21 protein-coding genes are annotated in these 24,393 nt (G+C 29.8%); 1 reads left to right on the top strand and 20 read right to left on the bottom strand.

Features of this window, described 5'->3' with window-relative positions; all coding sequences use genetic code 11:
- Window positions 1–5 precede the first annotated feature (5 nt).
- A complete protein-coding gene (locus tag UXY25_RS02955; RefSeq protein ID WP_320814509.1) occupies window positions 6–1,142 on the top strand; it encodes a DUF4105 domain-containing protein in 1,137 nt (378 codons plus the stop codon).
- Here the strand turns inward: UXY25_RS02955 and UXY25_RS02960 are convergent.
- The 20 genes from UXY25_RS02960 to UXY25_RS03055 all read right to left on the bottom strand — a co-directional run bounded on the left by UXY25_RS02960 (window position 1,129) and on the right by UXY25_RS03055 (window position 24,350).
- The gene (locus tag UXY25_RS02960; protein ID WP_320814510.1) at window positions 1,129–2,511 is read right to left on the bottom strand and encodes a sugar transferase; all 1,383 of its coding nucleotides are present in this window, start codon (window positions 2,509–2,511) and stop codon (window positions 1,129–1,131) included. The genes UXY25_RS02955 and UXY25_RS02960 overlap by 14 nt on opposite strands.
- A gap of 66 nt (window positions 2,512–2,577) precedes the next feature.
- Window positions 2,578–3,591 (bottom strand): glycosyltransferase family 4 protein, encoded by a 1,014-nt coding sequence (locus UXY25_RS02965; RefSeq protein WP_320814511.1) that lies wholly within the window; start codon window positions 3,589–3,591, stop codon window positions 2,578–2,580.
- Window positions 3,584–4,918, bottom strand: a complete 1,335-nt coding sequence (locus UXY25_RS02970; RefSeq protein WP_320814512.1) for an O-antigen ligase family protein — start codon at window positions 4,916–4,918, stop codon at window positions 3,584–3,586. The genes UXY25_RS02965 and UXY25_RS02970 overlap by 8 nt, the downstream gene beginning before the upstream one ends.
- On the bottom strand, window positions 4,909–6,012 hold the full coding sequence (locus UXY25_RS02975) for a glycosyltransferase (RefSeq protein ID WP_320814513.1): 1,104 nt from the start codon (window positions 6,010–6,012) through the stop codon (window positions 4,909–4,911). Before UXY25_RS02975 ends, UXY25_RS02970 begins: the two co-directional genes overlap by 10 nt.
- A 27-nt stretch (window positions 6,013–6,039) precedes the next feature.
- Window positions 6,040–7,158 carry a glycosyltransferase gene (locus tag UXY25_RS02980; protein WP_320814514.1) on the bottom strand — a complete coding sequence of 373 codons (1,119 nt, stop codon included), beginning with the start codon at window positions 7,156–7,158 and terminating at the stop codon, window positions 6,040–6,042.
- Window position 7,159: 1 nt separating this feature from the next.
- Window positions 7,160–7,534, bottom strand: a complete 375-nt coding sequence (locus UXY25_RS02985; protein WP_320814515.1) for a serine acetyltransferase — start codon at window positions 7,532–7,534, stop codon at window positions 7,160–7,162.
- Window positions 7,535–7,714: 180 nt separating this feature from the next.
- On the bottom strand, window positions 7,715–8,857 hold the full coding sequence (locus UXY25_RS02990; protein WP_320814516.1) for a glycosyltransferase family 4 protein: 1,143 nt from the start codon (window positions 8,855–8,857) through the stop codon (window positions 7,715–7,717).
- A complete protein-coding gene (locus UXY25_RS02995; RefSeq protein ID WP_320814517.1) occupies window positions 8,857–10,236 on the bottom strand; it encodes a hypothetical protein in 1,380 nt (459 codons plus the stop codon). The genes UXY25_RS02990 and UXY25_RS02995 overlap by 1 nt, the downstream gene beginning before the upstream one ends.
- Window positions 10,226–11,110: a hypothetical protein gene (locus UXY25_RS03000; RefSeq protein WP_320814518.1), complete on the bottom strand. Its 885-nt coding sequence runs from the start codon at window positions 11,108–11,110 to the stop codon at window positions 10,226–10,228. The genes UXY25_RS02995 and UXY25_RS03000 overlap by 11 nt, the downstream gene beginning before the upstream one ends.
- Window positions 11,110–12,546 carry an MBOAT family O-acyltransferase gene (locus UXY25_RS03005; protein WP_320814519.1) on the bottom strand — a complete coding sequence of 479 codons (1,437 nt, stop codon included), beginning with the start codon at window positions 12,544–12,546 and terminating at the stop codon, window positions 11,110–11,112. Before UXY25_RS03005 ends, UXY25_RS03000 begins: the two co-directional genes overlap by 1 nt.
- A 53-nt stretch (window positions 12,547–12,599) precedes the next feature.
- On the bottom strand, window positions 12,600–13,376 hold the full coding sequence (locus UXY25_RS03010) for a hypothetical protein (RefSeq protein WP_320814520.1): 777 nt from the start codon (window positions 13,374–13,376) through the stop codon (window positions 12,600–12,602).
- A 119-nt stretch (window positions 13,377–13,495) separates the two neighbouring features.
- The gene (locus UXY25_RS03015) at window positions 13,496–14,923 is read right to left on the bottom strand and encodes an MBOAT family O-acyltransferase (protein ID WP_320814521.1); all 1,428 of its coding nucleotides are present in this window, start codon (window positions 14,921–14,923) and stop codon (window positions 13,496–13,498) included.
- Between the two features lie 90 nt (window positions 14,924–15,013).
- Window positions 15,014–15,940, bottom strand: coding sequence for a hypothetical protein (locus UXY25_RS03020; protein ID WP_320814522.1), 927 nt, complete (start codon window positions 15,938–15,940; stop codon window positions 15,014–15,016).
- A 36-nt stretch (window positions 15,941–15,976) separates the two neighbouring features.
- Window positions 15,977–17,428 (bottom strand): MBOAT family O-acyltransferase, encoded by a 1,452-nt coding sequence (locus UXY25_RS03025; protein WP_320814523.1) that lies wholly within the window; start codon window positions 17,426–17,428, stop codon window positions 15,977–15,979.
- Complete coding sequence (gene neuC, locus UXY25_RS03030) at window positions 17,428–18,552, bottom strand: UDP-N-acetylglucosamine 2-epimerase (RefSeq protein WP_320814524.1); 1,125 nt, start codon at window positions 18,550–18,552, stop codon at window positions 17,428–17,430. Before neuC ends, UXY25_RS03025 begins: the two co-directional genes overlap by 1 nt.
- Window positions 18,553–18,725: 173 nt before the next feature.
- Window positions 18,726–19,766, bottom strand: coding sequence for an N-acetylneuraminate synthase (gene neuB, locus UXY25_RS03035; protein WP_320814525.1), 1,041 nt, complete (start codon window positions 19,764–19,766; stop codon window positions 18,726–18,728).
- Window positions 19,767–19,774: 8 nt separating this feature from the next.
- Window positions 19,775–20,443 (bottom strand): acylneuraminate cytidylyltransferase family protein, encoded by a 669-nt coding sequence (locus UXY25_RS03040; protein WP_320814526.1) that lies wholly within the window; start codon window positions 20,441–20,443, stop codon window positions 19,775–19,777.
- Between the two features lie 2 nt (window positions 20,444–20,445).
- Window positions 20,446–22,329, bottom strand: coding sequence for an asparagine synthase (glutamine-hydrolyzing) (gene asnB, locus UXY25_RS03045; RefSeq protein WP_320814527.1), 1,884 nt, complete (start codon window positions 22,327–22,329; stop codon window positions 20,446–20,448).
- Between the two features lie 6 nt (window positions 22,330–22,335).
- Window positions 22,336–23,451 (bottom strand): glycosyltransferase, encoded by a 1,116-nt coding sequence (locus UXY25_RS03050; protein ID WP_320814528.1) that lies wholly within the window; start codon window positions 23,449–23,451, stop codon window positions 22,336–22,338.
- Window positions 23,451–24,350: an FkbM family methyltransferase gene (locus UXY25_RS03055; RefSeq protein WP_320814529.1), complete on the bottom strand. Its 900-nt coding sequence runs from the start codon at window positions 24,348–24,350 to the stop codon at window positions 23,451–23,453. Before UXY25_RS03055 ends, UXY25_RS03050 begins: the two co-directional genes overlap by 1 nt.
- Window positions 24,351–24,393 lie beyond the last annotated feature (43 nt).

A 24,393-nucleotide genomic window follows, 5' to 3' on the forward strand; every position in this document is an offset into this window, starting at 1 on the left:
TCTTCATGAAAAAACTTTTCACATTCTTCTTTATCCTTTTTTCTATAAACAGTTATTGTCAAAGCAACACTTTGTCTGAAGCTTCAAAGGTGAGCATAATTACATGTGGCACTGGTAATGAATCTTATTCGCTTTATGGACACACAGGAATAAGAATTAAAGATTCTTTAAGAGGAATTGACATTGTTTACAATTATGGCGCATTTGACTTTGAGACACCTAATTTTATATTGAGATTTGTAAAAGGTGATTTGCAATATTTCGTTACTACTAATAGTTTTCAAGATTTTGAATACAGTTATAGATATGAAAATCGCTCTATTTATGAGCAAGAACTAAACCTTTCGTTAACGCAAAAACAACAATTATTTCAAAACTTAAACAGTTCATTATTTAGTGACGAACGATTTTATACGTACAAATTCATTGACCGTAATTGCACCACAATGGTTATTGACAAAATCAATGGAATTTTAGGTGAAAAAATTATCACAACTATTAAACCTGTGAATATTTCATACAGAGATATTCTTTACCCTTATGCAAAAAATCATTATTTTGAGAGACTAGGCATTAATCTCATATTTGGAGAAAAAGTAGATAGAGCTGCTGAAACACTTTTTTTACCTCTAGAACTGTATACTGTTTTAAAAACTTCCCAATATAAAGAAAAGCCTTTGGTTGTAAACAATAAAACTATTTTTGAAGCTGAAGAAGTAACATTTGAATCTTCTTTATTGAATTCGCCTTATCTTATTATTTTACTTTTAGCTTTAATTGTGTTCATCAATAATAAAAAGGTAATTTCTATTTATTTTTCAATTGTAGCCTTATTAGGTGTTTTTCTTTGTTTAGTAGGCTTCTACTCTTTTCACGAAGAAGTCCTTTGGAACTATAATGCACTACTATTTAACCCATTATTACTTGTGTTTGTATATACCATACACAAGCGAAATGCAAAAACTATAATTACTTGGGGAAAAATAAATTTGATTTGTATTATTACTCACTTGCTTTTAATTATTGACAAAGTAGACTTAATGCTGTTATTACCTTTTACAGTAGCACATTTTATCATTATCAGTAGAATTATTATGAGCTGCAAAAAGGAAACTAAATTTTCAAACACTATTGTCCTTTAAAGAAAAGAACAGTATTTAATGTCTTAACTACAATATTTAAATCCAAGAACAAACTACGGTGTTTGATGTAGTACAAATCATATCTTAGCTTCATAAGACTATCTTCTATACTTTCCCCATAAGAATAGTTCACCTGAGCCCAACCTGTTAATCCTGGCTTAATGACATGTCTTGTTTGATATAAAGGTATTCTTTTAGCAATTTCATCGACAAAAACTGGACGTTCTGGCCTAGGGCCAATAAGAGCCATTTTTCCTAATAATACATTTATGAATTGAGGAATTTCGTCTAAACGAGATTTTCTTATAAACCTTCCAAAAGTTGTGATTCTTGTGTCATTTGTTGTTGCAAAAACAGCCCCTTCTTTTTCAGCATTTACAATCATGCTTCTCAGCTTATAAATTTTAAAAGGGATTCCATTTTGCCCTACTCTTTCTTGAGCATAAAACATTGGACCTCTATTCCAAACTAAATTAAAAATAAAAAGAATCGGCAAAATAAACAACAAAAACAAAAGGCCAATTAGCGCAAATACAATGTCAAAAAAACGACTAAAAAACAAGTATAATTTATTTTGATTACTTCTGCTAAAAGGGAAAAATTTAAACAATTCTTTATCGTCAGACTGTAGTGGAAGTCTATTTGTAATTTGCTCATAGACATCAGAATATTGCCTAATTATGATTCCGCTTTCCAAAATTTGAAGCAATATTTCGTATTGTTCAAAATTAATAGATTTATTAGTTTCATCTGCCACAATAATTTCCGAAACATAATTAAGCCTAACTGCATCTTTTAAATCTGCTAAATTTATTTGCGGCACTTTAGTATCAATTTCCTTATTATCAGTGGCTACGAATCCTATAACTTGAAAATGCGGATTTACTTCAGACAACTTATTAATTAGCTTTTCTATTTTCTTTGCACTTCCAATAAAAACAACTCTTTTTACAAATCGATTTGTAGCTAAAAATGTAATGTATAGATTTCTCCAAATCAATAAAGACATTAAAATTGCTAAATAAAACAATATAATTTGCAATCTATTTGATGGTAAAACTGGCGTAAAAAAAGGTGTTAAGAGGTAAAGTAACGTTGTAACTGAAGTTGTTAAAATAATACTCTTTAAAATTTGATATTTATTACTTGCGGTTTGAAGGTTATACATATCAAAAACAGTCCCAATTATTGTAATGTAAGCAGCTAAAAGTATGGTCCAATAATAGCTGTCTTCTTTAATTGAAAAATAATCAAATTTAAAGTAATGACTGATTAAATGCAAAGAGCCTAAAACAAAAAAAACATCAAAAACTCTTAAAAGAATTTTTCTTTCAGAGATTTCAAAATGTATTTTATTATTTTTAGACATATTGTTTTTATATTATATCGCAAAGTAACAAAAATCAATTTATAAAAAAATTATAAATGTATTAAATCAACTCAGTAACACTCTCCACTTTTTCTTTATATTATCCCAATCCATTTGCTCCACAAATGCCCTTGCATTTTCAGACATTAAAACTGTTTTCTTCTCATTTTTAATTAAGTCAACTATAGCATTTGTCATTGCTTCGCTATCATTATCATTTACTAAAACAGCATTTTCATCATGCGTTAATAAAAATGGAATTCCTCCAACATTTGTTGAAACGACAGGCAAACCTAATGCCATTGCTTCCATCACACTAATTGGAGTATTATCAAAATGAGTGGTATTGATGAAAAAGTCGCATTCTTGAGATAGATTTATCCACTCTTCTTTACTCAAACGATTTGTAAAACACACTTCAATTCCTAACTCTTTAGCGTATTGTTTGGTAACCTCCATGCTTCCATCTTTATCAGGACCAACCATTGTAAGTGTTGCATTTGGATAATGAGCTTGTAATTTATTTAAAACAGCCACAGCCATTTTAGGATTGTAAATTGTTGCAAATGCCCTTACCCACAATAACTTAGGTTCAAATACATTTCGCCTTTTAAATGCATAATTCTTTATTTCAATCGTATTTGGAATATACACTACATTTTGATAACCTTTATTAGCAAACTCAGACAACAAGTAACTTGAAGGAGCTACATTCTTAAATGCATTATTGAACAGCATTCTAGACAATTTAGAGTTTGCATCTAAACGCTTTGGCAAATCACCACCATGTAAAATGGGAATGTATTTTGTTTTAAAAACTCTTGCAATTTGACTACAAAAAAAAGCATACCAAAAACTTGAAGTACTATACGTATCTATAAGAATAAAATCTACCTTTTTTGCATTCCAAAAAGTGGTGAAAATCATATCAAACAATCTTACTATTTGATTCTTTTTTGAAGAAGAATAAGAAACAACATATCCTTCATTCTCAAATGAGCTCCCTAAAGTTTCAATAGTAGTTTTATTAAAACCGTGTTTAGACAATTGATTACCAATATAGAGTATTCTTTTACTCATCGGTAATTGAAATTTTCAAAAGAGATAATGCATAAATAAATGCTGGAGCTGCTATGCGCATGGCTGCATGATTTATAGTTAAAAGCCAAAAAACAATAAAGCAGAAAACAAAAATGTTTTGTTTATTATTTATATATAATAATACCGGAGTAATTAAAAGAATAATTAAAGCGATTAAACCTAATGAACCGTGTTCAGCTAACATTCTTGAAATTTCATTATGTGACGCTGCTTCAATTCCTGATTCTGCTTCCCTATACTCTTTATTCTTACCAACCCCTATGCCGAATATTGGATTATCTAAAAACATATCTAGTTCTGACTCAATCAACGTCTCTCTACCTGTTAATTTACTTTCTTTTTCTCTACCTCTTGCATCTTGATTAGCATATCTCTTTTCAATTAATCCTCCAGTTTGAATTGAGCTGTATAGCCAAACTCCACTTAAAGAGAGGGAACCAACTAACAATAACATATAAATCTTGCCTTTTGATGTTGATTTTGTATGCATTTGCAAAAAAGCTATTAAAATTAATATCATTAAAAAACCTGTTATGATACCACCTCTTGAAAATGTAACTAACCCTCGAAATGTCACAAACAAAAATAAAATTACATTTATAATTAATATTTTTTTGTTTTTAGAGTTGAGAATTATTTTAGTAAAAAACAAAAAAATACCTAAGCCCAGAATAGTAGAAACCTGATTTGGCCCAAAACCTCCAGATGTTTGAAAATTTGATTGCGTATTTGTTACAACATCTTTAATACTAGGTGCGTAAAAATACATATAGATTATTGTTGGAATTAATGGATAAGCTAATAAGTCTATTATATTTTTTATCTGTCTAAAAGAAATTTTTCTTTGATAACAATAAACTGAAGACACTAATAAAGTTACTGGCCCTACAATGTTAAAAGTAATAGCTTTTCGAATATCAGTATCAAAATTCAAACTAAAAAAAGACATAACAACCCCTGGAAAAAGCAACAAACCGTATATTATGTATGGGAAAGAATTTTTAGAAAAACTTTTATAAAACATCCCTATAAACAAAACACCCATTACTCCATACTTAGCATATTGCTCAAAAAAGTTACCTTGAGTCATTCTCAAAAAAACTTCAGCCCCCACAATATAAGATGCTACATAAAGCGCTTCATTGTCTTCATTTTTATTTAAAACAACATACCTAACTCCAACAACAATTATAAGTATTGCATATAACTTCGAAACTATTGGAAGTACAAAAATTAATCCACCAAGAACTATGTGGAATAGAATATACTTAATATAAAGGTTTGTATTGTGTTTTTCTAAATCCATTTTTGGTAATATACTATTAATTGGCGCAATATTATTTTGGCTGTATAGTTCTCTGTTACAAATGTATTGAAATTATCTCCTAATCTTTTATTTTCCAAATCTGAATTTGGTAAAGAATTAAAAAGAATGAGTAAAGAAGATGGTTCATTTGTATCGAATAAAAAACCTGTTGACCCGGAAGTAATAATTTTTGAACAATAACCCACATCAGTTGATAAAACAATTAAGTTAGACATTCCATATTCTAACAAAGTAACTGGAAACCCTTCGTAAGTTGAGGCTAAAACGCCATATCTTGCTTGAGATAAAATATGATTTGTATCTAAACAACTGCCGTATAAATAAACTGTGTTTTCAAGCTTATTCACAAGAATAAACTCATGTAAGGCTTTTGAATAGTCATCATTAAAGTCTTTACCTACAAAATGCAATGTCCAACCCAATTTAGGCAATTCACTTAAAGTAAAACTTTTTAACAAAAACAAATGATTTTTAGGTGATTTTAAATTTGCTAAACAAACAATTCTCTTTTCAACATCGCCTTTTAAATATGTTGTTTTTTTCTCAATATTTTTAAGTTCGCAAAAGTTAGGAATAAAAGCAATGTTAGTTGTAAAAAGATTTTTATTTGCCCATAATTTCAACTCTTCATTTACAGCAAAAACACCAGAAAAAAAAATAGAAAAAAAACGCAATAAAAAATCAAAACTATTTTGATTTGCTCTATTTCCGAAATGGTCATGCCAAATAATTTTAACTTTTGGATAAACTAATTTTAATAAAACAGCAAAAAAATAGGAGCTACCATGAGCATGTATAATTTTAATTTTATTGAGTTTTATGAAATTTTTAAATTTCATAAGCGCCTTGAAATCAATACTTTTTTTCTTATTTAAAAAATCATACTTAACCTCAGGGTTTATACTCTTTTTTAAACCTCCTTCTTGCCTAGTAACAACAAGACATGACAATTCAATTTCACCAACCAAACTATTTGCTAAAGTGACTGCCATTCGTTCAGCACCTCCAGGTTCAAGACTGTCAATTAGCTGAACAACTTTAATGTTTTCTTTATTTTTTATTTGATTATTCAAAATAAGTAATGCTATAGTGTTTTGAAATTATTTTAAAAGAAGTTTTTGTATTTCATTTTCAAATTTATCCATTGTAAATTTTCTTGACCAATTCATACCCAATGTTGCCATTTCAAAATATTGATCTTCATTTGAAATAAGAGCATTTAATTTATCAATATCTTTCTCTAAATCTTCAGTTAACAAGACGCCTCTTTCATTGTCCTTCAACATATACGACACACATGAAACACTTGAAACAAGTGGTACACAACCCCAAAACATAGCTTCAGCAACAACTTTTGGCCAACCTTCGCTTTTAGACGGTAAAACTAAAAAATGACTTTCTTGATAGGCTTTTTCTACTACTTCCTTTGGTTGATTTCCTTCTAAAAAAATAAAACTTTGCAGTTTATTCTTATTAACAAAGCGTAAAATATCATCCTTTAAAACTCCCTCTCCAAAATACCTCAATCTAACATTAATTTTCTTTGAGATTAATACTTTTATTAATTCCGCTACATATAACGGTTGTTTACCTACTGAAAGCATTCCTACAAATACAAACTCAATTCTTTCATTAAAACTCCTCAAAGGAATGGGCTTCATATCATTAGAAGTATAGGTAGCTGTAAAAAAAGGTTTTATGTTTTTTGAACTATTTTTCCATTTACCGTATACTAAAACTTTTGTGTTTTTAGTAAAAAAAGTATTGGATAAAATCCATTTTTGAATACGATAACTTAACGGTTGTTTAGATTTCGGATCCCAATTACCCGCATATTTTACTGTTTTCTTTTTATTTGGAAAAAATATTTGAACAAAACACGCCAATAAGCCAATATTACCAGGGCAACGTATATGAATATGATCGGCTTGCTGCATTGCACTATATATAACAAATAGATTGTTTAAAATTTTTGAAATTGCTGAGAATGCATTTTTTAAAGAAAGTACATCAAACTCTTTTAGTTCAATTATAGGAAGTATTGGAAAAGACACTTTAGTGATTAATAGTTTTTTATCATCTTTCCATACTGGGCAACAAAACTGAGATTCGTTTGCATATTTCACCCATAACTGCATTTCTTTTTCATAAGGTGCATAAAGAAATTTCTCGTTTTCTTGAATGACTACAGGCGCGGAGGAAATAACAACTAATCTCATATTAAATATATCCTTCAGAACTTTTATCCGAAATTTTTATTGCAGGTACACCCATCATTACACTGTTAGACTCAACATTTGTATTTACTAAACTACATGCACCAATTAATACCTTATCCCCTATATGGATTTTACCTGCCAAAACTGAGTTTGCTCCTATATACACATCGTTACCAATTATGGGAACTCCTCTTTTTTCTTTTAAACCTGAAACTCCTATGGTAACACCTTGAGCAATATTACAATTGGTTCCAATGCGCGTATTACCATTTAAAATAATTCCTCCAAAATGACCAATGTAAAAAGAATGTCCAATTTGTGCCGAAGCTGGTATAGAAATTCCCGTTGTTATTTCTACCCCCTTTTGCCATAGCATACAAAAGAGTTGTAGTACTTGCTTCACTATGGGTATTTTCATCTTATATACGCTATTGGCCACACGATATTGAAAAACGGCCCAAAACCCTTGTGTAAAGAACAAAATGGTTATGAAGTTTCCACCGTATTTTTTATACTTTTTATAATCGGACGAAATGAAATGGAATATTGACATACTCTAAATTAAATTTTTATAAAACTGTATATTCTTTTCCACTAAAATAGCACTTTCAAAACTATTTAAGACAGCAATTCTTGCTTTTTTACCCAATTGATTTGCAAAATCAGGGTCGCTCAAAATTCGATTAATTTTACAAGCAATATCTATAGGATCATGTGGATTACATAATAAGCCCGTTATTCCGTCTTCAATTACTTCTGGTCCTGGCCCTAATTGTGTAAAAACAACTGCTTTTTCCATAGCCATAGCTTCTGGAGCTACAAGTCCTAATGTTTCCATGTGAGATGGGAATACACAAACGGCTGCCTTTGCATAAGCTTCTGGAATTTGATCATAATCTATACTTCCGTGGAAAACAACATCCTTATCAAAAGGACTTATTTTAGGCAACTCTACTTCTTGTAGCATTCTCATATAAGAACTGCCATCCGAAAAAAACCAATCTCTTCCGTAAAGATTCAAAATAACATTTGGAAATTTTTCTTTTACCAATGGAAAAGCTTGAATCAAATCACGAACACCTTTCTTCTCGCAAATAGTTCCGGCAAAGGTGATATTGTTTATTTCAATTGCTATGTCTTGAGGTTGAAATAATTGGCTGTTAATTGGATTAAAAATTACTTCTATAACCTTATCATTATAGCTTAAATATTTTGCTGTATGCTCTTTTACATAATTGGATACTGCTATAAAAGCATCTGCTTTTTTAAACGAGCGTTTTTCTTGAAATCCTTTCCACCAATTAATACCTCTATTTTCACCCTCTGCAAAAAAATGATGTCCACCATGTAATCTTATGATATATTTTATGCCTTTAATTTTAGGTAAAAAAGCAAAACTTAATTCGGCTCCTTCTACTATATTAATTGGGTTTTTTTTATGAATTTCAGCAATGGTTTTTCCTATGTTTTTTGAATTAAAAAACCAAGCCAATCCTTTTACTTTACTCTTTTTTAAACGAATAATGGTAATTCCATTTTCTATTACTCTTTCTGAATGCTTTGTGTAATTTAATCCAATAACCGTTACTTGAATTTCTTTTTCTACCAAGGCCTGAGCAATAGTCTTGACAAAACTACCAAGGCCTCCGTGCGGAAACCCTTCTTTAGGATATTCATTGGTTAGGAAACAAATGTGCATTATTTCTTATTTATACTATTTATAATTCTTTTAGATGCATTCTCATAATCTCCTAAAATTGTATTCGTCCAGTCTGACATGGATTTATTAAAATTGGATTTTTCTAAAAGCTCTATTATTTCTTCTTTCTGAGACCACCAATATACCGCTGCAGTATTTGGCATACTCCTAAAATGTTGTAATTGATAGATTTTTTCCACAGACCAATTTGGATCAACTTGATTCTCTTGATCGTAATTTATAAACACACAAGGTTTATTGAACATGCCAAAATCAAAAGCCATAGTAGAACCTACATTAACCACTATATCACAATAAAAGGCTGTAGAGACAAGTAATTTCACATCTTCTCTAAGTGGATATATAGTAGTCCAGTTATTACTTTTATTGAAGTTCCATAAGGGTGGTGCCATTTTTATTAAATCAGAATATTTATTCACTACACTATCATAACGACCCGAAAGATCAACTGGACACCTGCGCAATAATATTTGATATTTATCTTGTAAATTGGCCTTGGCAATCTCAAAAGCTAAGTCGTCTAAATATTTTGGATCATCGGGAGAGGTAAGGGCATCATCACCTGAAAAACAGATGATTTTCTTATTGACATCCATATTGTATTTTTCAAAAAAAACAGCTTTAGGAATAATATTTTTTTGATTTTGATAACATTCAAACTGGGGTGTTCCCGATACCACTAAAGAGTTTTTGTCTATTTCTGGATAATACAACTCCATTTCGTTTTTCATATAAGTAGACCACACTAAATACTGGTCCGCCCTTAAGGCTAAACGAGCTTTTGGCAAATTATCCCATGAATAAATAACCGTAGTTGTTTTAATGCCTAAATCTTTAGCCGCTGCAAAAACAGTAGCGCATTGCACTCCACGTTGGTGTGAACAAAACAAAACATCTGGCTCAACATTTTTCAAAATAGCCTTTACTTCTTTATAAAAGGAAGTATTTCTTATTGTTTCTTGGTATTTATTTTCTAATGCTACTATGTGAGCGTACTTAGAACTGAATTTGGCACAAAATTCAATTGTCTTATAAAATATTTTATTTTTGAAGCTACTATGGTTTTTTTTCCAGTTCGAAAGAATAGTTGGATTTTGGGTTTTAGTCGCATTGTTTTTCAATCTAAGCAAACAAATAAGTTCTCTTAAAAATTTTTCCATTATAGATTCACTATACCTTGGGATTTTTAAGAGTGTTTTAATGTTTGTGATTTTAGAAATTTCTTTTTCTGTATTAGCATCAAAATTATGAAACAGTACTAATTCCTCTTTTGAAGTATCAAAAACATCTGTATAGAGATAATTTTTAATTCCTACTCCGTCTGGAAATAATAAAAGTATTTTGTTTCTAGTATTCATTCTTTAAATGCTTTTCAAAAATTAAATGGGTAAAAATCTTAGCTCCGTTATTATTTAAGTGACTACAATTACTAAAATCAGTATCCTTTATACTTGTTGAATAATCATTTAGCAACGGGAATTTTATTTTTAATTTATGAATATAAGTAAAATCTTTAGTGTACGAGCAAAATGGTGCACAAAATAGAATTAATTTAATCTTCCTTTCCATACACAAATCGATTATTTCCTCCACAAAAACATTTTTTTCTGTTACAGTATTAGGAAACCTTTCATAGACAGTTAGGTCACTTTTTTCAAATTTTGGAATGTAGCCATAATTCATGTCAATTCTTGGCTTTTTATTAATCGCAGACATAAAAAATTCTCTAAACCCAATTTTAAAGTCTGCCGATTGGTATCTATAAAAAGGGTAGTAATAATATGCATTAAATTGCGTATCGTATTTTTTAAAATGTTCTTTTACAATAGTATTCCGAATAAAAGGCAATGCATCTGAATTTGCAATAGCCGCCATTTCATTTTGTTCGTAAAAATGATCTAATTGCAAAAAAATACGATCCATTTTGTTTCCATTTTCAATAAACAATTTCAACATTAAAAGGTTATCGCCGTAAGTAGCACCCTCTACTCCTAAATTTAAATTTTTCCCTCCCGAAATAGAATCTAAATATTTAACATCAATATGATTTGCAACTCTAGATGATCCTACAAATACATTTGTATACTTTTTGTTGTTTGTTTTTAGAGTAAATTGCAATTTATTTCTTGGGATGCAATTTTCAAATGCAAAAGTGTATACAATATCTAAAACAGCTAGCATTAAAATACAAACAAGTATGATTTTTATTATATATGTAAAAAAATTCTTCATTAAAATTGAAAATAAATAAAATCTGTTGCTTGTGAATACACCCCAAATACAAATAATGCTAATAAAACTATTCCTAATTTAAAAATTTTATGCTTTCCAAAAAAAGGATGTGTATTTCGTCTAGACAACCACTCTAAAACAACAAACCCAAATATAAGTAGCCCGTTTTCTATTGCATATCGTTCAATTGAAAGGTAATTTACACCTCCTTTAAAATTAAAACTAAAAATATTAACGAGATAATCTATTGCTATAGCAACAGACTTTGCTCTAAAAAAAATCCAAGCAAGTGTTACGATGCTAAAAGTATAGACCATTTTAAACAAGTCTAGTCCACTTGGCCATTTACTCTTTTCAGCCACTATATCTATATTGGCTCTATTCTTTTTTGTTATTAGCAATGGAATAAAAAACAGTGCATTAATTGCTCCCCAAATTATAAAAGTCCAGTTTGCACCATGCCAAAAACCACTTACTAAGAAAATGATGAATACATTTTTAATTTGCTTCCACTTACTTCCTTTTGACCCTCCTAAAGGTATATAAACATAGTCTCTAAACCAAGTAGACAAAGATATGTGCCAACGGCGCCAAAATTCTGCAATGTCTCTTGAAAAATATGGGAAGTTAAAGTTTTGCATTAAGTTAAAACCAAAAAATTTAGACAATCCAATTGCCATATCTGAATACCCTGAAAAATCGCAATAAATTTGGAATGCAAAATAAAAAGCGCCAAGCAATAAACTCAATGAATTTAATGATTCATAATTTTCAAAAATTGTATTTACATACATTGCACAACTATCTGCAATAACTACTTTTTTAAACAAACCCCATAAAAAAAGATGTATCCCATCTATTGCTTGGTTATTATCAAACTTTCTTTTTTTATAAAACTGAGGTAATAGGTTTGTTGCTCTTTCTATAGGCCCTGCAACTAGTTGTGGAAAAAAACATACAAATGCTGAAAATGCAATAAAATCTTTAGTTGGTTCTAATTTCTTCTTATAAACGTCAATAGAATAACTTAAAGTTTGAAAAGTGTAAAAACTTATGCCTACTGGCAATACAATATTTAAGCTACTGCTTGAAATGGATTGTCCGAAAAATGAAAACGCAGTTATAAAATTATCTAAGAAAAAATTATAGTATTTAAAGAAGCCTAAAAAACCAAGATTTACGACGATGCTTATTCCTAAATAGAGTTTTCTTTTTGTGAGGTTTTCTTCTTTTGAAAGCAATACTCCAATAACATAATCTACTAAGGTACTAAATATGATTAGTGATAAAAAACGCCAATCCCACCAACCGTAAAACACATAACTTGCTATTACAATTAATGCATTTTGTAGTTTTAAACTCTTTTGGGTTACAAACCAATAGAGTACAAAAACTAGGGGTAAAAATATAGCGAAATCAATAGAATTAAATAGCATTATACATCTCTAAATTATAAAATAGTATTATCATTTTTTCGAAAATAAAATAATTACTTAAGGTTTACATTTTTTAATTGAATAAATTGTTTCGCAAAAATTTCTGAGCAATATACTCTTCCCTTTTTATTTACATGCAAATTATCATAAAATAGCGTATTGTCTTTTATTAAATTTGAGTGATTTATAATCGTATAGTTTCCTGAAGTTAAAATATTTTTTTTATATAATGGCGATTGATATAAAATTAATTTAATATTCTTTTTTTTGCAAAAATCTACAATTTTAAAAAAATATGGGTTTTGAAAATCTAAATGTATTGCATCTTCATTTTCCTTTGAAGGGGCACCTAAATTAGGGTAGCTATAATTCCCTTTATCATCGAAACGATTTCTTTTTTCTGGCTTCACAAAAGTAAAAAAAGAAGGATAAAACAGTTCATTATTATAATAACTCACACCTAAAATTGGTAAAAATTTAGAATACTGTAAAATTGGAAAATCAGCTGACTCTATTTCCGAATAGTAATCAAAAACGACATTCTGCTGAATTTCACTTAAGAATCGGTAATCATTATTATTTAATTTGGGTGCTTTATTTGTTACATCCCATGGAGTTATAGCTAAAACTAAAGTTTCAGTTTTTTTTCCTAATGCATAAAAGTATTGCAGCATTAAATAATGGGAATTTAATGATGAATCGTCCATGCTTATATTTAAACCCGTTGTATTAAGTGTTGAGTCAATTAATTTTGAGTTTAAAGTTGTTAATCCCGTACTAGAACCCAGAATCACATAATCAAAATATTTTTCCTTTACCCCATTTTTCAAAAACTGCGGTTTATACAAATTAGACTTACCTAAAGAGTATAGTGAGACCCAAGCTATTCCATTTCCTAAAATTAAAATAAGGAAAAAATAAAAAAATATTTTTTGTATAAATTTTTTCATTAAAATTGAAAATAAATAAAATCCATTTGATTTTTAAAACTGCCCATGAAGAAAATAAGAATGATTAAAGTTACTGCTTCAAATGTAGAAATATTTGGGGTTTCTTTTCTTTTAAAATTCCAATAAAACTCCCTTACTGTTAAAATAAAAACGGAAAAAATACTAATTGCAAAAATTAAAACGTGAGCATTTGATTTATAAAAAAATTGAAAACCAAACGTCTTAAATGACAACATATTATACAAATACAACAATGCTTCTGCAATTGAATTTGCTCTAAAAAAAACCCAACCAATACTTACTAATAGAAAAGTATAGATCATTTTTAATACATCTGAAAAATTTATTTTTTTTGTTGCAAGATTTGTTCTATTTCTACTAAGGAGTAACAAAGGCAAAAACAATAAAGCATGAAACAATCCCCAAACTAAAAATGTCCAATTCGCTCCATGCCAAAAACCGCTTACCAAAAAGATTATCAAAACATTTCTAATTTGTATTCGTTTACTCCCCTTAGACCCTCCAAGAGGGATATATAAGTAATCTCGGAACCACGTAGATAAAGAAATATGCCATTTTCGCCAAAATTCCGCAATATCCCTTGAAAAATAGGGAAATTTAAAATTTATCATTAAATCAAAACCAAATAATTTAGATATTCCAATTGCAATATCTGAATAACCTGAGAAATCCCCATATATTTGAAAAGAGAAAAAGATCATTCCTATGAAAAGTTCTCCTGAAGAAAATAATTCGGGATTATCAAATATTTTATTTGCAAAAAAGGCACAATTATCTGCAACGACTATTTTTTTAAAAAGCCCCCAAACTATTAACTTAACTCCTTCAACCGCATTTAAATAATTAAAAGTTCTTTTTTTATAAAATTGAGGCAATAAATGGGATGCTCTTTCAATTGGCCCTGCAACTAATTGTGGAAAAAAAGCAACAAAGGCTGCGAAATCAATAAAATTTTTAGTTGATTTTAATTCTTTTCGATACACATCTATAGAATAACTAAGCGTTTGAAAGGTATAAAAACTTATTCCTACGGGTAATATAATATTTAAACTGCTGCTTGAAATGGATTGCCCGAAAAAAGAAAACGCTGACACAAAATTATCTAAGAAAAAATTATAGTATTTGAAAAAGCCTAAAAAACCAAGATTTACTACAATACTTATTCCTAGATAAAATTTCCTTTTTGCTGCATTTTCTTCTTCTGAAAGTAATATACCAATAATATAATCTAATATAGTACTGAAGATGATTAAGAATAAAAAACGCCAATCCCACCAACCGTAAAATAGATAACTAGCAATAAGAATTAAAAGATTTTGCCTTTTTAAATTATTATTTGTTACAAACCAATACAGTATAAAAATGATTGGTAAAAATATTGCAAAGTCTATTGAATTGAATAACATTAAATATCTCTAAATTATTTTTGATGGTTTAGCTTCCAAATATCGGGAATTTCTTTGAAATGAGAAATTATTTAAGAAATTAGCACACCTCTATTTAATTGCATTATGTTTTAAAATTTCATCTTGTACCATTTGTTCCGGATTCGAATTTTCAATTAACCCTTTCTTAAGTAAAGAATCAAAAAACAATGAAAATTTTCCAGCACCTTTATAATTTAAATGCTCTAAATCTGCGAAATCATTATTTGATAAATAAAAACTATTAAAATCAAGAAATGGAATTGAAGAATATCTAGTAGCAATTATTTTTTTTAATTCATTTTCATTTCCATAAAATGGATATTTTATATGTTGAGGACATCTGGTTAAATACAATTTAACCTCATTTTTTTTACATAACTTAATTATTTTATCAATAAAAACAAGGTTTATGTCATCTGTTTGAACCGTAAATGAGGGCTTTTTTTCTTTATCATTTTCAATGCTTTTAATTATAGAATCTGCTTTTTCTCTAGGATTTGCATAGAAACTACCCCAATCTCTCTGTTTAAAAATATCTTTTTTTTCTAAAAAAGTAAAATTTAAATTCTTTTTTATTACAATTTCTTGTGCCTTAATATAAGCTAACGGGTTTTTTTGAAATACAAATAAATGATCCTTAAAATCCATTACTGGTGAGTAATTAGGAATATTAACAACATTCTTTTGAAAATCCTCAATCCATACACGCATCTCTGGAGATAGCTGATTATTAGTCAATTCTAAAAACACAACTTTTATGTTAGGATTTGATTCTATTAACTTTTTAGCCTTTAAATAAGTGTAAAAATATTGCTCCCCTCCTCTAGCAAAATTTTGTGCCTTTTGAATTAATGAGTCATTAAATGCTTCTTCAGGGTGAGAATGGCCTAAGATAATATTTTCAACACCCTGATTTATAATGAAATTAGATTCGTTACTAATTAACAAATTAGACGAAAAAATAATAGCACCGAAAAACATCAGTGTTAAAGTCAAGAAAAAAAATGTTTTTATTATAAATTGTTTCATTCTTTAAAATTGAAAATAGATAAAACTCTGTTCTTTCGCACCAAAATAAACCAACATTAAAATTATCATTAAGTAGAATAACCAGCGTAAATATCCATTGCAGTTTGGAATAATTGATTCTAAAGCATGTTTTCCTTTTCTACCCAACCATTCCATTGTCATTAAAAAAAGCAACAATATTAGAAGCCATTTTATAGTAATATAATTAGAATTAATTATTGGTTTTTGAAATAACGATGCGCTAAATATTTTTGACAAATAATAAAAAGCCTCCGTTAGGTTTTTAGCTCTAAAAAACACCCAAATTAGTGCGGTAATAACAAAAGTTGTTATTATTTGTAGTACTTCATACCATTTTGGTAAAATAGAGTTTTGTGCTACAATTTCTAAATTATTTCTGTTTGTTTTGAATATTACAGAAGGGATAATAAACAAGACATTTACAAATCCCCAAACAATGAACGTCCAATTTGCTCCATGCCAAAAACCACTTACTAAAAATATGATAAACACGTTAATAACCGTTTTAAAAACAGTACCTCTTGAACCTCCTAATGGAAAATATAAATAGTCTCTAAACCAAGTAGACAAAGAGATATGCCAACGTCGCCAAAACTCAGCAATGTCTCTAGAAAAATAGGGAAATGCGAAATTTTGCATTAAATTAAATCCGAATAATCTTGACGTACCAATTGCAATATCAGAATAGCCTGAAAAGTCCCCATAAATTTGAAAAGAAAATAAAAAAGCTCCTATTAACAAAGAACTTCCAGAATAGCTCTCTTGGTTTTCAAAAATTGTATTAACCAATATTGCACAATTATCTGCAATTACCACTTTTTTAAATAAACCCCATAGAATTTGTCGCATGCCATCTACAGCTTTTTCATATTCAAATTGCCTTTTTTTATAAAATTGAGGCAATAGATTTGTAGCTCGTTCTATAGGCCCTGCTACCAATTGTGGAAAAAAACACACAAACGCAGAAAAGGCAATAAAATCTTTAGTGGGTTCTAATTTTTTTCGATACACATCAATTGAATAACTTAGTGTTTGAAAGGTATAAAAACTAATACCAACAGGTAATATAATATTTAAGCCACTCCTTGAAATGGATTGTCCGAAAAAAGAAAATGCTGTTATAAAATTATCTAAGAAAAAATTATAGTATTTGAAAAAACCAAGAAAACCAAGATTTACTACAATACTTATACCTAAATACATCTTCCTTTTGGAGAAGCTTTTTTCTTTTGAAAGAAGTACACCAATAATATAATCTACAAGTGTACTAAATATAATTAAGGATAAAAAACGCCAATCCCACCAACCGTAAAAGACATAACTTGCTATTACAATCAATAGGTTTTGTAGTTTTAAATTCTTTTGCGTAACAAACCAATACAATACAAATACTATTGGTAAAAAAATAGCGAAATCAATAGAATTAAACAGCATTATATATCTCTAAATTGTTTTTGATGGTTTAAATTCCAAATATCTTGATTTGAAAGTGATTTTAAAAATAATTGGGCACTATTTCCTTTTCCAAAATCATTACTCGTTTTTTGAACTTTATGAGAATCCATAATTTTAAGCGCATCAGTTATACTTTTTGCGGTATAATCTACATTTATAATATCCGTATGGACTGCCCTATTTTGTTGTCTTGTACCAATATTAATAATTGGTAAACCGTAATAAGGTGCCTCCCGAATACCAGCACTACTATTTCCTATTATAAATTGCGCCTTTTTTAATAAGGTTAGGAAATATTCAAAACGAAGCGATGGAAAAATTCTAAATCTGGAATTGTTTTTTAATTGCTCATACGCCTTTAAAACAGCCCGACTTCCTAAATCGTTATTAGGAAAAACAACCACATAATTATGGGTATCTTCTAAAAGGGCTTCCACAAAATTATTGGCATATTCTTGCATATATGTAGCTTCCGTTGTTACCGGATGAAACATGACAACTGCATATTTTTCAAAGGTAATTTCGTAATATTTTTTTGCCGTTTCTAAATCGGGTAAATCAGACGAGAACATAATATCTACATCGGGCGAACCAATTGTAAAAATAGACTCTTTTAGCTCTCCCATTTGAACCAATCGTTTCTTTGCTTGTGTGTTAGAAACAAAATGCACATGGCTCATTTTACTGGTAGAATGGCGAATTAACTCGTCTATTGTTCCGGAAACTTCTCCGCCTTCAATATGGGCAACTAATATATTGTTTAATGAACCTACAATAGCTCCTGCCAAAGCTTCTACTCTATCGCCATGAATTACAATCATATCGGGAGTACATTCTTTTACATAAGCAGATAATCCTTCAATGGTTTTAGCTAAAGTCAAATCCATTGTCGCTTCATGCGTATGGTTTTCAAAAGTATGAATGTTAGTAAAACCACAACGTTCTACTTCTAACAAAGTATACCCATATTCTTTTTGCAAATGCATACCCGTTACAAATACAAAAGGTTCAAAGTTTGGGTGTTCTTCCAAAATTTGTAATAATGATTTTATTTTACCAAAATCGGCACGGGTACCTGTAAGAAATAGTATTTTTTTAGGCATTTTATACTTTAGTGTGTGTTGCAAATATAAGATTTTTTGATTGCGCTTCGACAGGCTCAGCGTGACAAGTTTTACGTGACAAACTCAACTATCAGATTGAACTTATCGTAGTCCTTTGTATTGCTGTTCATCCTAAAAAAAACGCTTCGACAGGCTCAGCGTGACAAAAAATATTACTCAAAATCCGAGAAATCTAATTGCTCGTCGTTTTCTATATTTCTAGTAGCTTTTTTTCCTAATAAACTTTCAAAATGTTCTGCTAATATTTTTCCTGTACCTGGTCTTTTTACCCAAATATTTTCTTTTGAAAAAACTTCCCCTTCTTTTATATCTGCAATTGCACAAACAGTTGCAAAAGCAAAATCAATAGTCACTTGTTCTTCGTCTGCTGGTTTTTTTGTACCACCACGCATTTGTGCCATTTCCGCACTATTGACTATTAATTCTTTCGTAGCTTGCTCGTCCATACTACAAACAATATCCGGACCTGTACGATTCATATGGTCTGTAAAATGACGCTCTAAGATAGAACCTCCTAAAGCCACCGCTCCTAAACACGCATTATTATTCAACGTATGATCCGATAATCCAAAAACTTTATCAGGAAAAGCTTCATGCATTTCCATCATAGCACCAAAACGCACCAAATGTATAGGTGTTGGGTATAAATTGGTTGTATGCAACAATGCTAAAGGAATATTGTGTTTATCGAAAATAGCTACTGCCTTTGTTATACTTTCAATCGTATTCATTCCAGTACTTAAAATTACTGGTTTTCCAAAAGAAGCAATGTGTTCTAATAAAGGATAGTTATTACATTCCCCAGAACCTATCTTATAAGCAGGTATATCAAATTTCTTCAAACGTTCTGCAGCTGCACGCGAAAAAGGAGTAGAAATGAAAATCATTCCTTTGCTTTCCACATAGTTTTTTAATTCTAATTCATCTGCCTCATTTAAGGAACAGCGCTCCATAATTTCATAAATAGATACATCTGCATTGCCTGGAATCACTTTTTTTGCAGCGCCACTCATTTCGTCAGCAACAATATGGGTTTGGTGTTTTACCACCTCAACGCCTGCTCTACATGCAGCATCTACCATTTCTTTAGCTACTTTTAAAGAACCTTCATGGTTAATTCCTATTTCGGCAATGACTAAGGGCGGAAAATCTGCCCCTATTTTTCTTCCTGCAATTTCTATATACGGATTCATAAAATGAGTTATGAGTTATGAGTTTTATTATATAAATATTCTGCGTAATTAAAATCTTCTTGTGTGTCAATATCAATATTTGCAAAAATATGATTTACTTCTAAAGGGTATGCTTTTTTACTCATAATTATATCATTTAAAATTAAATCTACCTTCGATATGTATAACAATCCATTTTCAAAATACAAGGGTTCTAAGTCTTGACTGCGTTGTCCAATTTTATAATTGAAAGGAATGAAGGTACTCTCTTGAATTTTACCCAACTTATGTTCGTCTCTTGAAACTGTAAATAAGCTGTCGCATTTTCTTTCTTGGAATATTGAAAAAGCCTCATCAAGTAAATTTTGTGGACGTAATGGATTAGTTACTTGCAGTAAAACAACATTTTCAAAATCCTCTTCAATGTTTTGTAAAACATGTTTTAAAGCACTTACTGTTGGCTCAAAATCACCAGAAAGGGAAGTTGGTCTATCCATCACTTTTGCGCCATATTCTAAAGCAACTTTTTTTATTACAGCATCGTCTGTGGAAACATAAACCTCATCTATAAAAGCATGTTTTTGAGCGTACAAAATGCTATGAGCAAGCAAAGGAATACCTCCAAATAATTTAATGTTTTTACCGGGTAAACGTTTAGAATTTCCTCTTGCTGGAATAATGGCGATGGTTTTACTCATGACTAAATCAATTTTATAGATTCTGGATCCATTTTTAAATGAAAAACCCTCAACCATATTTCAAAAACTAAAATACTATATAAAATTTTTCCTGTTTTAAAAGTTGGAGAAATTTTATAACCATTAATTAGATGAAGTACAGAGTCTGTATGAATTAAATTCATTTCATCTGAAATTCCTTCTTTCATAAAGCGAATCAAAACATCTCCCCAAGACGTTTTTAAATACTCATAATAAGGTATTGAGAAACCCTTCTTTGGTAATTTAAAAAAATCAGCAGGTATATATTCTGAACCAATACTTTTTAAAAGTTCTTTGTCAATTCCATTTGGCATTAGTTGATCAGTAGTCATTTTAGAAGTATACTCTATAATTCGATGATCTAAAAAAGGACATCTGGATTCTACAGAATGAAACATATTGGCCGTGTCCATTTTTAATAAAAAATCATCTGTTAAACTAGACTTAACACCTACATACAACATTTTATCTTGCTCTGAATTTGCAAAAAAAGAGGCTTCTTTATATTTTTTTACAAGTACATTTTCAAAAGTTTGTGGCGTTTTAAAAAGTCTTTGTGTTTGTTTATGGGGCAATGATTTTAAATGATAAAGTGTTTCTACACCCGCCCATTTAAATATTCTAGCATCGGTAATCTTATTATGTACGAATTGAAAAGGCTGAATGTCCGATTTCTTAATAATCAGTTGTACTAAATTTCGAGTTAAAAAATTTCCGAAAAATGGATTTTCCTCATATTGTAATGGACGCTTATAACCTCCAAAAATCTCATCCCCACCGTCTCCAGACAACATTACTGTAAACTCCTTTCGTGCTTCTTTTGCAATGGCTAATGTGGGTAACAATGATGCATCGGCTAAAGGTTCTATGTTTTGCAACACAAAAGGTAAATCTGCTACACAATTTGTATCTAAAGAAACTATTTTATGTTTTAATTTTAATTTTTCAGCAACAAATGCTGCTGCTGCTGCTTCGTCTGAATCTTTATTTCCAGGAACTGACATGGTTAGAGCAGTAATATTTTCTTTTTGTTTTGAAGCTAATGCTGCAATTACAGCAGAATCTGTACCTCCACTTAAAAACAAGCCCACAGGTACATCGGCCTCTAATTGTTCTTCTACTGATGCACTTATTAATTGATGAAGTTGTTTTTTATTTTCCTCAAAGCTCAATTCTTTTTTTTCTTTATAATCAGGTGACCAATACGGTTTTATTTTAATTCCTGAAGCATTAATAGTCATTGCGCATCCAGCAGCTAATTTTTTAATCCCTTCATAAATACAAGATTCAACATCAATATATTGCTGGCTTAACAATTCATAAATTGCTTGTTGGCTAATTTGCAAATCGCCTTCTACTAAAGGAACAATACCTCCTAAGTTTGAAGCAAATGCAAAGGTTTCGTTTAAATTATAGTAATAAAAAGGTTTTTCTCCAAACCGATCGCGTGCAACAAAAGCTTCCTTTAACTCTTTGTCCCAAATTACTAGTGCAAACATACCTCTAAGCTGACAAACGATATCCTTGCCATATTCGATGAAGCCTTTTAAGATAACTTCGGTATCAGAAACACTATTGAATTGATACCCTTTTAGTATTAAGTCACTTTTAATTGTCTTATAGTTGTAAATCTCACCATTAAAAACAATGGTATATCTTCCACAATCTGAAAACATAGGTTGGTTTGATCTGGGATTTAAATCTAAAATAGCCAATCTATTATGGCCCAAAATACAATTAGAATCGGAATATAAGTTCGAAAAATCAGGACCTCGATATTCCATTTCTTTTAAAGAAGCGGCTACCTTATCTTGATCTTGATTGGTAATTCCATTCCATTTTATAATTCCATTTACAGCACACATAATTTTCTATTCTTTATGAAATCTATTTTCCCACTTTGTAAAAATACTGGCAAATTGTTGCGACCATTGTGTATAATCTAAAATTTGATTGCCTGGTTCTTGGCTTACCCAACCTTGTTCAATTACATTCAAAGCCTTTTCCATGTTTTGTGTCCAATGGGAAACAATGTTTGGCTGTTGTATTAAAACACCATCGTTAGTTGTAAAAAAATCGGCAACACCTCCATTATCAGCAGCAATACAATAGCAACCACAACATATAGCTTGAGCCAAACTCAATCCAAATCCTTCTTTCCACATTGTAGGAAATAAATAGACATGAGCCATATTGTAGTAATCTATTACTTTATTACTTTCAACTTGACCAATAAACAAAACTCCTTTCATGGATATATTTCGTTTTGCTCCTACTACTAAAAGTACTGCTTCGTTTTGTAAAATATCAGAATCTTTCCATGCGTTTAAAACAACACTCAATCCTTTTTTTGGTCGGTCGTGCGATAACCACAAAAATATATTTTTACCCGATAGTTGATGCAATTCTATTAAAGATTCTTTTTCAGACGCTTCAATGGGTTTATAAAGAGTTTTGTTGATAGGATTGTTGAGTACAGTCACTTCAGGAACGAATTCTTCGTATCGCGCTTTATTAAAAGTGTAGGCACTTTGTGTAAGAAATATGAATTCATCGCAATTTTTTAAAAATTTTTTATGCAAGTGGTCTTCTAAAAAATAAGAATGTCCGCAACAATAAAAAAGTAAGGTAATTTTTTGCTTGAGTTTCTTTTGTTCGATACATTCACTAATCGCCAACATCAATTTTACATTATCTACTACACAAATCACTGAATGACTATGTTGATTAACAATTTGTTCCAAACGATTTGTATAGTGCTGGTATCTTGTTTTTGGAAATAACTTTAACATCCATTTAGATTGCACTTGTTTTTCTCTAAAAAAAGTAGTGGTTGTGTCTAATGACTGGTTGGTTTTACCACAAATAAAATAGTCAATTACATTGTAATCACTTTTTAAAAAGTATTCCAAACGCTGTGACCATGACCCGTTCTTTTCATAAGGAATGGCCTGCTCTGTAATGATTATTTTAGCGATGCTCTTCATTATTTTTTTAACTGTTGAAACAAATTTAATTTATCTTCATGAACGGCAATAATATCAAAATGATTGGAAGTTTCATTCGGCTGTAAATCTTCTAAAGAAAAAGCATTTTTAATGACATATCCTTTGTTTACTAACCATGTTGACATCATTAGAAAAGAAGCGTTATTTTCGTTCAAATTGGCTTCATCAATTTCTATAAACAAAAAAGGTTTGTGATTTTCAATTACGGCTTCAGCTCCTAACAAAACATTCATTTCAAAACCTTCGACATCAATTTTCATAATATCTACTTTGTTGATGTTTTCTTGGTTTACAAAATCATCTAATCGTTGTACTTGAACCGTAAACGATCCAGAAGTAGATTCTGCAATTATTTTATTCATGCCCAAATTATCATTAATTTGTGCCATTTGAAAACTGCTTGCTACATGTCCTAATCCAATGTTATGCAACTTCACATGTTTAAACTGATTCAATTCGCAATTCTTTTTTGCAAATTCAAAAACGGTTGGATTGGGTTCAAATCCGTATACTTTACCTTGGTTTGCTTTTTTAGCAAAATTAAGCAAGTAAAATCCAATATTTACACCAATATCCAACACTACATCTTGAGGCTGAACAAAACGCAAAATATTATTTAAAAAAGTATCTTTAGCTGCAAACCAATAGGTAAGGTGATCATTATAATGACATAAATTCAACTCCATATTTATCCCATTACAAACAATTTTTCGGATTGTAACTTTTTTATGAAAATATGAAGGAGGAATCATCATCTTCAAAAAAATATTATTTGGATGATTTATATGACAATTCCTAAGTAACTTCTCCGTCCATTTATTCAAGAACAATGGTCTTAGCTTTCTGCTAATTCTTATACCTAAAGATTCTTTTTTCATTCCTTTTTAAATTAACCCAAAAACTAAATAAAACTTTTTTTTT

The organism is Flavobacterium sp. (assembly GCF_034111225.1).
Classification (GTDB): domain Bacteria; phylum Bacteroidota; class Bacteroidia; order Flavobacteriales; family Flavobacteriaceae; genus Flavobacterium.